Raw genomic sequence first — 14742 nt, forward strand, 5'->3', positions numbered from 1 at the left:
TATGCAAAAAATCAAAGAACTAATAAAACCACAACTAGATGATCTATTTGTTGATATTCATAAAATGGTGAAAAAGTCGCTAGATAGACAGCCTTCTCCACCTGAAGTATTGACGAAAGAAATGCAGCAAAAACTTGATCAGCAGATCGCTGAAAAATGGCATGACATTAAAGATAGTGTTGATTGTTTGAGTCAAAAGTTGAGCCGAGACGAACAATCAAAACTGATGCAATTTACTGAAGATGAATTTAATAAAAGAAGGAAGCAATTCAACCAGAATGTAGATAAAAAATCATACAGAATTAAGCTAAATCCACATACTAAACGGATCGTACTGCCTAGAAAAATTGAGAGTACAGAGTCACGGTTAGAACAGGGGCATCTACATATCCATGTACTTAAGGAATTAAGGCAGTATTGGCAAGATTCATTTGAATATTGGAATGAACCAAAGTACTTATGGGGAAATTTATGCTTAAGTTTTATATATATTTCAGGCTGTGCAGATGAACAGCATTTGATTGCTATTCAGAAGCAATTGCAGGAGGCCATTGAGCTTGGTACAGATCTGAATTGTTTTCGGTTATACCATTCGGACTACAAAAAAATCACTAATCCATTGTTACTACATTATCGTGTTGAAAACTCTCAATATGGCAACGATGTAGAACAGGGAAAGTTGTACCAATGGAAACATGTTTTTTTTAACCCATATGCGCAGTTCATTTTGCAATATTTAAAAAAGTTGAAAGCTGCTCAGAAAGAATTTTGTCTGCAACATTCAGTTGAAGATTGTATTTTAGAAAGCTTGAGTAAGATAGGCAGGAAAAAAAGTCTTGGGGATCTGCAATATCAAATTAAACGCCGTGGATTTCGTGCATTTAATGATGTGCAAATGGTACTCGAATTTAATCCAAACCTCAGCATAGATATATTTTTGAGTAATGTGCTTCAGCAAGAGATTAATACTGTTGCTTTAAGGCCATCCGAATTTAGATTGCTGTGGAATAATGATTACAATCAAGTCACAGAACCAGATAATCGCCCTATTCATTTTGAACAAGAGCAGTTACTTCCTGAAGTTCCGACTGTTCAAAGCAAATTACAAACGATTCCGTATGAGTTGATGTTGTTTGGTCAAAAGAAACGTAAAGGTCAAAAAGTTGAGCGTTTAGATAAAAAGAGGAATAAAGAAGAACGCACGCTACGTTTTTGGCAAGAAACTAGAAGGGTGTTAGAGGAGAAGATAGTTGATGCTAATACGGAGGAAAAGTCTTTAATTGATGCTCAACTACGCTTAATTCACTGGTTAATGCATTTAAAAAAACGAGGGCTTCAATTATCAACTATTGAAAGCTACTTAGGATCGTTTGGCAAAGAATTTATATTTGAGATTTGGCTCAATAAATTAGATTTAAAGCAACAATCCATAGATGACTATGAGGATTTATATCGGCAGCTATTGAAATACAGCAGTGAACGTGATGAAAAAGCAGTTCAACGAGATTCGGTGAAAGGAAAAACCTCTCGTAAGATGCACCAAAGCGCAGAATACCGTTTTGGTCGCCTAAAAGATTTTCATCAATTCTGTATAGAGAATTATGATGCTCCAGGGGTATTGGTGTTACAGAATTCAAGTTTTAAGCATTTACAAATTTGCAATGCACGGCTAGTGAGTCCTTTGCTATTTGGCAAATTATTGGAAAAACTAGAAAATTTAAGTCAAGAGCCAACGGCATCAGAGTGGGTCGATCATCTGAGTTGTTTAAAGCTGATGTATTTACTAAGTTATAGAACTGGACTTCGATTAAATGAAGTTCGTTGTCTTAAAATACAAGATATTATTTGCCCAGAGCTACTTTATAAAGAAAAAGAAAATACAGTTTTTAATAATATCACGCTTCATATCCAAGACAATTCATATCGCCGTCTGAAAACGCGAAGTGCGAATCGTCAAATACCATTGAAAATTGCATTGTCAGAACATGAGTTTTTAGTAGTACAACGTTACATACAACATCGTTATGAGCAATATTTGGTTAATCAGCAGGATGATCTACTTTTTAGTGTGAATCATCGTGTATTAACTGATCAATGTATCAGCAAAATTACAGTAGATTTGTTTAGTCAAATATTAGGTATGCATCATGGCTTTAGTTTTCATACATTACGCCACAGTGCTGCTAACTATCTAGCAATAACTTTGCTCGGTTCAAAAGAAATGATCAAGACCTACACAGATTGTCCTTGGGTAAAAGCAAAAAAGATGAGGGATTTATTGTTTGGTATGAAAGCACGTGCTCAAGAAGAGATTATTCAACATAAATGGCAGGTGCTCGCCTCTTGGATGGGGCATAGCAGTATTGAGCAAACGGCTTCAAATTACCTTCATGTTTTGGATTTATTAGCAGTCGATCGAATTTATAATTCGCCGTGTATCATTTCAAAAAAAGTATTAGAACAGTGTTTTAGTCCAGTGAAGTCAAGTACAGACTACATAAACCTAAATCGTTATACTCAGCAGCAGAAATGGTTTAATTCTTATCAGCAAACACAGCCAGTTACGATGGCTGGCCGACAAGAAAAGAAGTTTAGTATAGAGAAGAGTACTCTGACACCTTTTCAACGTTTGATAAGTTTTAGAGAAGGTCGATTAAGCGAAGATACCCAAGCTCAAGAATGGATGCAACGATGTCAATGGATGAGCACTAAATGGATGGATCGCCAAAAATTTAATTTAAAAACGAATTATGTTTATAGTAAGAATTTAGAAGAGAGTTGGTTTGATGAACTTTACGAAAAGGCTAAAAAACTGACTCGTCCAGATGAAATAATTCCTCTCCTTGATTTTCATTATAAAGATGATAGGCAGCAAGATGCACTGAAAGAAAAGAACATGGTTAAGGCGCTTAAAATATTATTATTATTTGGAAAACTGCGTAAGAATTTTCTACATTTTCAATGCCGAATGAAAGGTGATGAGCAACAAATTGTTAATTTTATTACTGGTATAGAGCCAATGTTAGGAGATCATCTGTATTTAGAAAAACAAAACTACCCAGTTAATTTGGATGCTCCTGAGCGAACCGTTAAATTTAGTTTTCAAAGAGTTGTCGGCTCTAACAAAAAAAATGTTACTCCGCTGGTTATATTTAATTTAATGTTAAAAATGATGCAAAAAGATGAACTCTGGATCAAATAGCCTAAGCATGTTAAAGGGGAATTGTTTAGAAATTTCCCTGTTTATAAGTAAACTGCCTTTATGAAAAGCACCATGCTGACTTGGATTAATAAGCGGAATGTAGTATCACAGTTTGATCGCTGGATTTACGAAAATGGTGTGAAGATTAGCGGTATGGTAAATCGATGAGCTAAAGTGTTGTAGTCCAAACTCGATCTGACAATTACCCATTTTTTAGTGTGCCCGTCAGGTTAAATTTGAACTGAATTTTTCTCAGCCCAAATTCATTTCCAATCAAGTTATGTTTCAAGTGGCGTGCGAACACTGCACAATTTAATTCACGGTGCCTAAGACAGGTATCAACTTCGGACCAGCCATTCTAGCTTTGCTAATGATTTCCACCAGCTCATCATAAGTCAGTTCAAACTTATCCTCACTATCAAATACATAGACCATATTCTTGCCTTCATGTTCAGGTGGAGTAGGTGGTACAAATCGTTTCGGGATAAGAATTTGTGCGAGTTGTTCGTCAGTTAATTTAAATAAGTGCATGTTTTTATCCTACTGTTCCTTAAAATGTATTCAAACATACTCAAGGACTAATTCGCACTCTGTTAATGTCTTGTTGCCAAGCGTGTAACTAGAGCCTGAGTCGGTCAGTTCCGACTTGTAGCGGTCAGTCCGTTCTTGAAATATACGCTTTACAGTTTTGTAAGGCGTATAACGACTTATCTCATTGTCGTTTAATCTTGCAAGCACGTTTCTCGCAGCATTCCAATCAGCTTGCACAACTTCCCCATTGAAACGGTGAAAACGATCTCCCTTACGTGTACCTATTAAAAGGCCATGCAAGAAAGAATCACTTTGCGAAGTATATGCAGAATTGACTAGATGCACCGTAGAACCTCTACGGTGAGATATAGAAGTTAGGGCATTAGCTAACAAACCTTTAGCCCATGTATTTAAGCGTCTATTGGTGTTTTTGCCATAGTTGCGTTTACTTTGAATTGGGGATGTTAAATCTTCCGCAACAATCACTTTGGCTTTATCAACCAACTTGTGAGTTGCTGTAAATATTAATGTTTTGAGCTTTGCTTTTTGAGTATCTTGTCGCTTATCTAGTTTTTTTCGACCTAGATTATTTAACTCAATTTTCTGTTTCTTGTGTGGTTTAGCTTTAGCAATCGCTCTGAGCTTGTTTCTGTGCTTGTACTTTTGATTTAAATAATCTGATTCACTTGAGATCAGCTTGCCTAGACCACTCCCATATACATCGCCATCAGAGTCCACAAAAGCTTCTGAGTACCCTTTATCAACACCTACGGTTTCCTGACCACAATCCTGTGTTTCAACTGCATCATAAGTTGAGTGAACTTCAACATTACCGTTTTTTAGAATGATTCTAAGTGTGCCTTGTGGCGCAAAATCAACAGTCGTATTTAATGGGATTTTAATGGTTTGTCGAGGGATTAGGCTTGGTACTTTAAGCCAACATTGACCATTTAACTCAAAGGTTTTACACATATCCGCACGAACAATAATTTGATTATGTGTGTGATTAACACCATGCTTAAAGTGATTACGCATTTGACGATGGAGGAAATTATCAGTCATCCATTCATCTTTTTTAAGCAAGGTGTATAGTCTTTTTTGTTCATTATTACAGGAGGTGCGTTTTCGGATCGCCTGCTTTACTTTGTCTTTTGATGCTTCTCGATAGGCTTTAATATCACCTATGCAATCACGTAGCGTTTCTTTCCACGCATTTGCAGAAACACCAAAGTCACGACTTTCTTTCATCCACGCATCACGAATAGCTCTGTCACTGATATTCAAACCTGAAATAGCACCATATTTAGCCCACACCTCGCTACGAATACGACCAAGTAAAACAGCTTGTTTCTCAAGCTGTTTGTACTTTTGCACATTCAAGTTTTTACAATGGTGGATGCGTGTTAATTTCACAAAGTCATGCCTAGGTTAAGGGATTGGATAATCAATAGATATGGATGCTAATATACCAAGACACTCACCTAAAATACAAAAGATAATCATTTAAATCTCTAATAAATACCCACCTTGCCACTACTGAATCGACATAGACAAAATGAGAACTTATGCAAATATTTGTCTATATTTTTAGTTATAGTTAATTACTCTCGTAAAACAGCTGACGAAGTCCGAGATAGAATCATTGCGTCAAAACAAACGTGATGCTTATGCACTTATGATGAAAATGAATTAATTATTATTTAATTAAGTTAAAAGACTGCTATATAGCGGTCTTTTTTGTTTTTGAGCTCTACAAATTTTAATGAGTACATATAGTTACTTTTATAAAAATGATAATAAAGGGTAGAGGAGGTCATCTAAGAATTTAAAGCACAAGACTTATTTAACATTGATGACAGAAAAAGTGAGTTGTTGGGAACTTAAAGAAGAGGTGGTACTTATAATGGTTACTAAAATACAAATACTTAAAATATTAAATATATAAAACAATATATTACAAATATATATGATGCGTAGTGTACGCATCATACATAAAGCGTTCTATTTTGATATAATTGATCCAATCAACCCATTGTTAGGTTTCATTTAAATTCCATGAGTCTTACTGAAATTAAAGTTCGCCAAGCTCATTGTAAGGAAAAAACCAGTTTTTTATCCGATGAAGATGGGCTTAGCCTGAAGATTGAGCCGAGTGGAAGAAAATCTTGGTGCTATCGCTATACAGATCCACAAACTAAAAAACGTCGACGCATTCAGTTAGGTCGTTATCCTGATTTATCGCTGAAAAAGGCACGACAAGTCAGAGATGACTTTAAAGACAATGATTTCTGTTTTGAACAAGATACTGCCTCTAATGTCATCACCTTTGGTAAGGTCGGGGAGGAGTGGTTACAGTTCAAACTGAAAAATGCCTTCAACGATCTACCCCGCTGTGGTGTACTACAGTTAGCAGAAAGATGCTTACAGCAAGATATTTATCCAGACCTTCAGGATCTACCTTTTCAAAACATCAAGCGTTATGACCTGGTTTCAGTAATCAAAAAAATAGAGGGACGCCAAGTAAAAGAACCTGTCAAGAAAGCTTGTAGTTATTTGAACCAAATTTATGACTACGCTGTAGCGATGGGTTATTGTGAATTCAACATCGCGCATGGTTTAAATAAAATCGCCATTAACAGTAAAATCAAGAAAAATTATCCGTATTTGAAAGCGGAGGATATATCTGATTTTAAGTATAAATTACAAAAATTGGATGCCCATCCGATTATTAAAAAAGCACTGCTGTTCAAATTACATACTGGCGTGCGAGGGGCTGAATTGTTATTGGCTGAGCCTCATCATTTTGATTTAAATGAAAAAGTCTGGAAAATACCTGCCTTGCATATTAAACAGTTTCGACGAAAAGTCATATTAGGCCATGAGATTCCCGACTTCTTAGTTCCACTTTCAGATCAGGCTTTAGATATTTTAAAAGACGTCATGCAATGGTCATACGGTGAAAAGTACATTTTTGCTAGCCCACGGAAACATAATCAACCGATTCATTTTAATACATTAAATATGGCTATACGTAAGATGGGCTATGGAAAACATCAATTATCCTCTCATGGACTACGTTCCACTTTTAGTACCATTTTGAATGACTCAGGTTTGTTCCAGGATAACTGGATTGAGGCACAACTTTCACATATTGATAAGAACCGTACCCGTGCCAGCTATAATCACGCTGACTATTTAGCCCAGCGGACTGAAATGATGCAGTGGTGGGGTGATTATTTAAGTACTGCTAAGTGAAAATCGTACTTTTATACATAGACTTAAAACATTATGGGGTTTCAAATGGATAGTAAACAATATACTTGCCGTGTTACATGGTCAGCAGAATATAATGAGTATGTTGGGTTGTTCGAACCACAAGCACTAGCCATTTGTTGTAATTCAGCTTTAAGCGCCCTTAATTCTTTCATGCGTTTATTCACTAGTGCAAGTTGCTGATCAATTAATGCATTAACGCTAGAGCAGCTTTCTTCTGGCTTATTTTTTAATTCGATAAGACGTTTAATATCATTGAGTGATATATCTAGGCTGCGACAATGCTTTACGAATTCCAATTGTTTAAGTGCTTTGCTATCATACAGCCTGAAATTACCTTCTGAACGATTTGGATTTAACAGTAATCCTTCTCTTTCATAATATCTAATCGTTTGTATTGAACAGCCCGATTTTTTTGACAATTCGCCTATTTTCATCAATTTCCCCCAGACATTTGACTCTATAGTTACTATAGAGTCTATAGTATAAGTATGCAACGAAAAGGATATATAAAAAATGACTGAGAAATATTTAAACAATACGAATATCGTTAATTTTGAACACAAAGATATCCAATCCTTGATCGATCAACGTAGGTGGAAAAACTTGGATAACTTCAACAAAATTGGTGCCGCTTATCAGTTTGTAAAAGATGATTTTTGTGGTTATGGTGTTGCAACAAAGTGCTTTTCATCACCAGATACAGATTGGCGTGGAGAAAATACCTATATTCAAAAAGAAGGTATTCATGATGACTTTGGGCTTTATGATTCCCCTGATGAGTTCTATCTCGAAAAAGGGACTAACTTGTCGGGGTTCAAACGCTGGATATATCAACGCTTGATACGTCACTTGATTAATATGAATGTATCAAAACTAAGAAATAGAAAAGTACTAGAGGTACAAAATGCACAACCATAATCATAGTCATCAACATGGTAAAGATGACCGTATTGGTTGGGCATTTTTCCTTAATGTGACATTCACTATTATCGAATTTATAGGTGGTTGGCTCACTAACAGTACGGCGATAATGGCAGATGCAGTTCACGATCTTGGTGATAGTCTTTCAATAGGTTTTGCGTGGATTTTAAGTCGTTTTTCAGATAAAGAAGCATCAGATAAGTTTAGTTATGGTTATCGTAGACTTACTCTCTTTGGCGCATTGATAAACAGTATTGTTTTAATCATTGGCTCAATTTGGATTTTATTTGAAGCAATTCCAAAGCTGTCCAATCCTGAAATGCCTGTAGTCGAGGGGATGTTAGGGCTAGCGATACTCGGCGTTGCCGTTAACGGATATGCTGTATTAAAATTAAAAGCGGGTGAAACATTAAATGAGAAAGTGCTGACATGGCACCTTCTTGAAGATGTACTTGGATGGGTTGCCGTTCTTATAGTCTCTATCGTACTGTTGTTCGCTGAACTGCCGATATTAGATCCCCTTTTATCAATAGGGTTCACGCTGTTCATCTTGTTTAATGTTTTCAAAAACCTGAAATCAACACTCGTTTTATTTCTTCAAGCTGCACCCGATAAAGAGACTCAAAAGCGTATTAAACTATCACTAATGGAATTTCCTGAAGTTAATGGTATCCACCACATGCACTTTTGGTCACTAGATGGTGAAAGTCACGTTTTAACAGCGCACCTTGAGCTGAGTGACAACTTTGACGTTAAAGAATTAATTAGGCTTAAACAAGAAGTTGCAGCTAAATTATCTTCCTATCATTTATCGCATACAACGATAGAGTTTGAGTTTTTAAATGAAAATTGTCGGGATGAAGCGCAGTAAGCTTTATCAATAAAATGTTGGGCATACAATATTAAAAGCAGCTTAATTAGGCATAACCTAGTAATTAAGCTGCTTTTTTTGATTTTAAATTTCGTCGGATTGCTGTTTGCTACTCTCAGAGCCATGCGCCCATTGATATAAAATAGGCAATACAAACAAAGTTAAAATTGTAGAAGATACAATACCGCCGATAACAACTGTTGCTAGTGGTCGTTGTACTTCTGCACCAATTCCAGTGTTTAACGCCATTGGAATAAAACCTAAACTTGCGACCAGTGCCGTCATTAAAATAGGTCTTAAACGAATGATGTGCTGAGTTTCCATCATTGTCTTGGCTTGATGCGGATCAGTCTAAAGCATTCTCAGGAATAGAGGAGCTCGTTGCTGATGTTGTCGCTGATATGATTAGCAATAATGAAAAAGTTCCTACACCACTCTCCGGGAAAATATAGTAGGCAGTTTGTTGTCCTTGTTCTCAGTGGTTCAACAAAAACTAGCCCTCGAAGCCGCAGAACGTGGCGTGGACATAAATTGTTTAGTATCAGTAAAAAGAGCGATGTAATTTTAGTACGAGTGAGTGATAGAGCAGGAACCTATGCTTCATATATTCAGTAAATGGTATGTTTTTGAATTAATAGGTATTTTTAAATAAAGCTTTCTTTGATTTAGTGCTTTTTATTTAATAAATTAATTTTAAAAACAACTTAGGCTAATTGATAAACACTATCTGGAAAGATTAAAAGAAAATATTTTTTAATTTCTGCTAATTCATTTAAGGCAGGTTCCCTTTCAAGCAGTTGAAATGTCCAAATAAGTACAGCCTGATGATTATCATAGCAAGTATTTACTCCAAGAAAATTAGCCATTCCATAACTTCTATTGATGTTCATTTCTTTAATTAATTGATTTCCTAAGTCACGAGCTTGCTGGCTGATCAATAACTCATTTGGTAACACGGCGGTCATCTCCACAAAATAATCTAATGCAGGTTCAATCCTTATATTTAAAAAGTTATAATTTAGTTGAAATGGATAAAATATACTTTCTATAAGTTGTAATAACCTGCTGTAGGTTAATTTTAGCAAAGTATTACTCAGTCAACAACTTCAAATAACCCACAGCAAGTTATTTTTTGTAAATTAATTTAAATATGATTACTTGTAAGTTATCTAGCCTCATGGGCGATAGAAAAATTTTAAAATTAAGTGAAGTGGTGCATGCAACAGGTATCAATCGCAACACGCTCACAAGTATGTATTATGACCGTGCTGTACGTATTGAATTACCAGTCGCCGATAAGTTGTGTAAGTACTTTAACTGTACGATGAATGATTTGTTTGAGTTTAAGGAAGAAGTTGAAGAAAAAGATTAACTTAATACTTCGTTTGATAAGTTTTTCGAAGAAAAAGACTAGCCAATACTTAGTTTGATAAGTTTTTCTCTGCAGATCTAATATTGAATTTTATAAAATATCATTACAAACAGAGGTGGTTCCACTTGTTTGAACAACTAAAAGCGTATTTATAAGTGATATTCCGCTCTAGTTAAGCCACCTTGTTTTGTTGGGGTAGCTGATCATAGTAAAACTCATTTGGTGTCATTTTGTCTAGACTCGAATGAGGTCGTTTCAGATTATAAAACTCAAAATATGCACTCAATTGCTTTTTCGCATCTGTGACACTGCTATAAGCTTTGAGATACACCTCTTCATATTTAACGCTCCGCCATAATCGTTCAACCATCACATTATCTACCCATCGACCTTTACCATCCATACTGATTTGAATGCCATTTGATTTCAATACATCAATAAATGCATCACTGGTGAACTGACTGCCTTGGTCTGTATTCAATATTTCAGGTGATCCATATTTTTCAATCGCTTCATTTAAAGCCGAAATACAAAAATCCACCTCCATACTAATCGATACCCTATGCGCAAGTACCTTGCGGCTATGCCAATCAATCACAGCACATAAATAAACAAAGCCTTTTGCCATAGGGATATACGTTATATCCGTAGACCACACTTGATTACTGCGCTGAATAGCCAATCCTTTGAGCAGATATGGATATTTACGGTGAGCTTGATTAGCCTGGCTTAAATTTGGTTTGCAATATAACGCCTGAATACCCATTTTCTTCATTAAAGTACGTGTATGACGTCGTCCTATATGATGCCCTTGACGATTCAACAAATCACGCATCATACGACTGCCTGCAAAAGGATATTGCATATGTAATTCATCAATACATCGCATCAGCTTCAGATCTGATGAGCTAACAGGTTTTGGGCGATAATAATAACAACCACGAGAGACTTTCAGTAACTTAGCTTGTTTAGATACTGAAATCTGAAGTGAGTGATCGATTAACTTTTGTGGTTGAAGCGGCCCAGTTTCTTCAACACACCTTCTAAAAAATCAATTTCTAATGCCTGCTCACCGATTTTTGCATGTAACTTTTTAAGATCAATGGGAGGTTCTGATGGAGCTTTTGATTGATCGAAAGCTTGTGAGGAAGCTGAGATCAATTGATTTTTCCAGTCAATAATTTGGTTTTGATGAACATCAAACTCAGAACTCAATTCAGCAAGTGTTTTTTCTGCTTTGATCGCAGCAAGTGCTACCTTAGCCTTAAAGTCGTTTGAATGATTTCTTCTTGGTCTACGTGCCATAAAATACTCCATATATTGATGTTTATAACATCATTTGAGGAGCAGAGTATCACTTATAGGAGTTGTTCAAATTTCCGGATCCATCTCTAAGTGAGGAGGAAATGACTCTTACTATTCAGATGTTGTTTCAAGCTTTTTTTGATTGATAGAGTTTTATGTATTAAACTCTATATTGAAAGTAAATATATTGTAAAAATAGTATGTTATTTACTAATTGATTAAATTATTTACACTTATTCTGTATAATGCTCTATGAATTCATTACTTATTTTTTTAAATTAAAAATCATATGCAAAGCTTAAATGATGAAGAGTGTCGCCAAGTTGAAAGTGTAAAACAGCTTTTACAAAAAAATTTTAAAGATAAGCTTTATGCTATTTATTTATATGGTTCGTATGTTGATGGTGGTTTAAAACATAAAAGTGATCTTGATATTTTAGTTATTATTGAACGTGAAATTACCGATCAGGAAAGAAAACAATTAGCGCAGAATTTTCTAAATATATCTGTTCCGATTGGTCATGCTACAGCGCGTGCCTTAGAAATTACGATATTAGAAAAAGGGAGTATTACCAATAAAAATCATCCATATACATATCAGCTACAATATGGCGAGTGGTTGAGAGAAGAATTACTCAAAGGTGAATTACTTTATAGTCAATCTGATCCAGATATTAGTATTTTACTTAAAACTGCCCAATTACATAACATTACTATCTTTGGACCTGATATTTGCGATTGGTTAAATCCAATTAGCTATGAACAATTAATATTTGCCATGCAAAAAACTTATCCACAAATTATTGCTCATTGGAAAGACGATCAGGATGAATGTAATCAAATTTTAGCGCTATGCCGTATAGCTTATACATTAGATCATAAAACAATAGTTGCCAAGGATGTTGCTGCGACATGGTTTTTAGAATTCTTAAGTCAGATAGATCAAGACATTTTGCAACTCATAATAGATGAATATATTGGGCAAGGTCATGAGCAATGTTGGTTAGTTTTACATGATCAGCTTGCTAAAATTGTTAAAGAATTACAGCATAAAATTGAACCACTACTTTTTAACTGATGTGGAAGTAATGGATATGCTTCTTAGATTATTACCTCACTATATCTCTAAATACCGAAGAGACTTGATATTGCAAAGGGGGGCGTGGTTGGAGTTGCATGAAGATTTTAAATAAAAGCGGAGGAACTAGGGTAAAAGTTGCCAAAAAGTTTCTTCTGAAATGACTTTTATATTATGACGTTTAAGCAAAGCGGAGGTAACTCCATTGCCATAGATCTTATTCCCATTAAATTGACCATCGTAAATCATTGAACTACCACATGAAGGGCTATTTTCTTTAAGCACTACCAGAGTAGCTTTTAATAATTGAACTTTTTTTAAAGTTCTATATGCCCCTTCAATATAGATTGAAGTCACATCCTTTCCTGATTTTTCAATTACACAGGCTTTTCCATCTAAGACATCATCGCCATTACCTCCCGAAATCTCGGCAGGTTCGCGTGGTGTTGATAAACCGCCAAGAATCTCTGGACATACCATAGTAGCTTTTCCATCTTTGACTAATTTTTCGATTTTTTCGTTTAAGCTATGCGTCCCGTTATAACGTACCTTTAAGCCAGCCAGACAAGAACTTACTAAAATCATATTTCCTCTATGAAAAAGATATGTATCGATTTGCTATTTAGCCAGTACCTATTATTTTTTAAAATTAATAGGTTAGTGCTATGGATAAAACAAGAATTTAAATATGATCAATGCAAAGTGAGTTATTTTTTTTCTAACCCACAAAGCTTATAGATTAGTTTGATCCTTTTTGTTTAGAAAATTTATCAACAGTGATGTGTGCTGAATTAGCAGGAGACTTTCACTTGGGAGATTCTAGGCAGCTAACCGATAAAAGTCTTCTGCCATTTGATTTGGTGTCTTAAAATCCAAGCCTTTTTGAATTCTTCGCTGATTATAAAATAACTCTATATATTTTGTAATATCCGCTTTGGCTTCTTCCCTTGTTTTGTAGTTGCGATGATGGACTAGTTCATTTTTGAGTATGCCCCAGAAACTCTCTATCGGTGCATTATCAAAGCAGTCGCCTTTTTTGCTCATTGAACCCTGAAAATCAAATTTCTCAAGTAAGTTTCGATATTCATTACTGCAATATTGGCTGCCTCTATCTGAATGTACAATGAGATCTTTAGCAGGTTTCTGATTGCGAATAGCCATATTCAATGCATCACAAACAAGCTTGGCTGTCATGCGCTCATTTAAGCTATAGCCAACAACCTGTTTCGTGTAAAGATCTTTGACAGCTGCCAAGTACAACCAGCCCTCAGCCGTCCAAATGTAGGTAATGTCACTCGACCACGCAAGATTAGGCTTCGTCATTGAAAACTGTTGCTTGAGTAAATTGTCATAAATAGAACGGTTGTGATCACTGTTCGTGGTTCTTTTGAAACGCTTATGGCGCTTACAATACAACTGATTTGATTTTTTTATTTGGCGCACAGCATACGTACTTATTTTGATACCTTGCGCTTGTAAATGCTTGGTTAATCGAACATAGCCATAGCTTTGTTTGGTTTCTTCATGGGCTATTTTGACCAAAATTGTCTGCTGATTTCGCTGAATTGATCTTTTACTCATGCCTCGCTTTAGCCAATCATAAAAGCGAGAAACGGATACACGAAGTAATCGAGCCATTAAAATAATCGGAAATAAGTGGCTTTGCGATTTCATATAGGCGTACCTCACTGACTTTCTTTGGCAAAGTACGCTGCTGCCTTTTTTAAAAATTCACGTTCCATTTCAGCTGTTTTGAGCTGTTGTTTAAGCTTCTTATTTTCTTCGAGTAAGGCGTTTAGATCGGGCGAATACTGTTTTGTGCCTGCTAAAGTTCCAGCCTTTGCTTTGTTATTCCAGTTCGAAAGGGTTTGCATTGAAATGCCAAGTTGTCTAGCGGATTCCGATACATTACCTTGGTTCTCTTCAATGGCTTTTATGGCTTCAGCTTTAAATTCTGCGGTGTAAGTCTTCTGTTTCTTGCTCATGGTAAACTCCTAATGAGTATGTATAGTTTACCAAGTTAAACCCTCCTGTTTTTTAAGCACACATCAATAGAGTGGGAGTGACGGGCACTGGCTGGCAATGTCTAGCAACGGCAGGCATTTCGGCTGAGGGTAAAAGAACTTTCCGCTAAGCGATAGACTGTATGTAAACACAGTATTGCAAGGACGCGGAACATGCCTCAT

At 35.7% G+C, this 14742-nt stretch carries 14 protein-coding genes and 2 pseudogenes; 8 read left to right on the forward strand and 8 right to left on the reverse strand.

Features of this window, described 5'->3' with window-relative positions; all coding sequences use genetic code 11:
* Position 1: 1 nt before the first annotated feature.
* On the forward strand, positions 2-3202 hold the full coding sequence (locus FTU29_RS15920) for a site-specific integrase (RefSeq protein WP_127800785.1): 3201 nt from the start codon (positions 2-4) through the stop codon (positions 3200-3202).
* 60 nt (positions 3203-3262) lie between these two features.
* Positions 3263-3370 carry a hypothetical protein gene (locus FTU29_RS17705; RefSeq protein WP_372551473.1) on the forward strand — a complete coding sequence of 36 codons (108 nt, stop codon included), beginning with the start codon at positions 3263-3265 and terminating at the stop codon, positions 3368-3370.
* A 144-nt stretch (positions 3371-3514) separates the two neighbouring features.
* On the opposite strand, the gene FTU29_RS15925 is transcribed toward FTU29_RS17705, so the two are convergent.
* Both FTU29_RS15925 and FTU29_RS15930 read right to left on the reverse strand, forming a co-directional pair.
* On the reverse strand, positions 3515-3733 hold the full coding sequence (locus FTU29_RS15925) for a hypothetical protein (protein WP_000550047.1): 219 nt from the start codon (positions 3731-3733) through the stop codon (positions 3515-3517).
* Positions 3734-3763: 30 nt separating this feature from the next.
* Complete coding sequence (locus FTU29_RS15930) at positions 3764-5146, reverse strand: IS200/IS605 family accessory protein TnpB-related protein (RefSeq protein ID WP_180027309.1); 1383 nt, start codon at positions 5144-5146, stop codon at positions 3764-3766.
* Positions 5147-5788: 642 nt separating this feature from the next.
* On the opposite strand from FTU29_RS15930, the gene FTU29_RS15935 reads away from it, so the two are divergent.
* Positions 5789-6988: an integrase arm-type DNA-binding domain-containing protein gene (locus FTU29_RS15935; RefSeq protein ID WP_005245164.1), complete on the forward strand. Its 1200-nt coding sequence runs from the start codon at positions 5789-5791 to the stop codon at positions 6986-6988.
* A 41-nt stretch (positions 6989-7029) separates the two neighbouring features.
* Here the strand turns inward: FTU29_RS15935 and FTU29_RS15940 are convergent, their stop codons facing one another.
* Positions 7030-7443 (reverse strand): Cd(II)/Pb(II)-responsive transcriptional regulator, encoded by a 414-nt coding sequence (locus tag FTU29_RS15940; protein WP_005245163.1) that lies wholly within the window; start codon positions 7441-7443, stop codon positions 7030-7032.
* Between the two features lie 79 nt (positions 7444-7522).
* Between FTU29_RS15940 and FTU29_RS15945 the strand changes: the two genes are divergently transcribed.
* The gene (locus FTU29_RS15945) at positions 7523-7927 is read left to right on the forward strand and encodes a hypothetical protein (protein WP_163146585.1); all 405 of its coding nucleotides are present in this window, start codon (positions 7523-7525) and stop codon (positions 7925-7927) included.
* Positions 7914-8801 (forward strand): cation diffusion facilitator family transporter, encoded by an 888-nt coding sequence (locus FTU29_RS15950; protein WP_127800877.1) that lies wholly within the window; start codon positions 7914-7916, stop codon positions 8799-8801. The genes FTU29_RS15945 and FTU29_RS15950 overlap by 14 nt, the downstream gene beginning before the upstream one ends.
* 84 nt (positions 8802-8885) lie before the next feature.
* Here the strand turns inward: FTU29_RS15950 and FTU29_RS15955 are convergent.
* A pseudogene (locus tag FTU29_RS15955) lies at positions 8886-9110 on the reverse strand (efflux RND transporter permease subunit); the annotation flags it as partial.
* Here FTU29_RS15955 and FTU29_RS15960 point away from each other — a divergent pair.
* Positions 9110-9253, forward strand: a pseudogene (locus tag FTU29_RS15960) (antitoxin HicB); the annotation flags it as partial. The pseudogenes FTU29_RS15955 and FTU29_RS15960 sit on opposite strands and share 1 nt — an antisense overlap.
* Before the next feature lie 252 nt (positions 9254-9505).
* Here the strand turns inward: FTU29_RS15960 and FTU29_RS15965 are convergent.
* Complete coding sequence (locus tag FTU29_RS15965; RefSeq protein ID WP_004658363.1) at positions 9506-9757, reverse strand: hypothetical protein; 252 nt, start codon at positions 9755-9757, stop codon at positions 9506-9508.
* Between the two features lie 194 nt (positions 9758-9951).
* Between FTU29_RS15965 and FTU29_RS15970 the strand changes: the two genes are divergently transcribed.
* Positions 9952-10173, forward strand: a complete 222-nt coding sequence (locus tag FTU29_RS15970) for a helix-turn-helix transcriptional regulator (protein ID WP_004658364.1) — start codon at positions 9952-9954, stop codon at positions 10171-10173.
* Between the two features lie 172 nt (positions 10174-10345).
* Here FTU29_RS15970 and FTU29_RS15975 read toward each other — a convergent pair.
* Positions 10346-11490 (reverse strand): IS3-like element ISAba14 family transposase gene (locus FTU29_RS15975; protein WP_099046175.1). Its coding sequence is split into 2 segments (ribosomal slippage): positions 10346-11226 and positions 11226-11490, totalling 1146 coding nucleotides; the frame shifts between segments, so codons are not numbered across the junction.
* Positions 11491-11767: 277 nt separating this feature from the next.
* Between FTU29_RS15975 and FTU29_RS15980 the strand changes: the two genes are divergently transcribed.
* Positions 11768-12556 carry an aminoglycoside adenylyltransferase domain-containing protein gene (locus FTU29_RS15980; protein ID WP_038350081.1) on the forward strand — a complete coding sequence of 263 codons (789 nt, stop codon included), beginning with the start codon at positions 11768-11770 and terminating at the stop codon, positions 12554-12556.
* 126 nt (positions 12557-12682) lie between these two features.
* On the opposite strand, the gene FTU29_RS15985 is transcribed toward FTU29_RS15980, so the two are convergent.
* Both FTU29_RS15985 and FTU29_RS15990 read right to left on the reverse strand, forming a co-directional pair.
* Positions 12683-13141, reverse strand: coding sequence for a DUF523 domain-containing protein (locus FTU29_RS15985; RefSeq protein ID WP_077170035.1), 459 nt, complete (start codon positions 13139-13141; stop codon positions 12683-12685).
* Positions 13142-13375: 234 nt separating this feature from the next.
* Positions 13376-14541 (reverse strand): IS3 family transposase gene (locus FTU29_RS15990; RefSeq protein ID WP_119285041.1). Its coding sequence is split into 2 segments (ribosomal slippage): positions 13376-14283 and positions 14283-14541, totalling 1167 coding nucleotides; the frame shifts between segments, so codons are not numbered across the junction.
* Positions 14542-14742: the final 201 nt, after the last annotated feature.

The organism is Acinetobacter sp. YH12086 (genome assembly GCF_013419345.1).
In the GTDB taxonomy this organism is placed as follows: Bacteria; Pseudomonadota; Gammaproteobacteria; order Pseudomonadales; family Moraxellaceae; genus Acinetobacter; species Acinetobacter amyesii.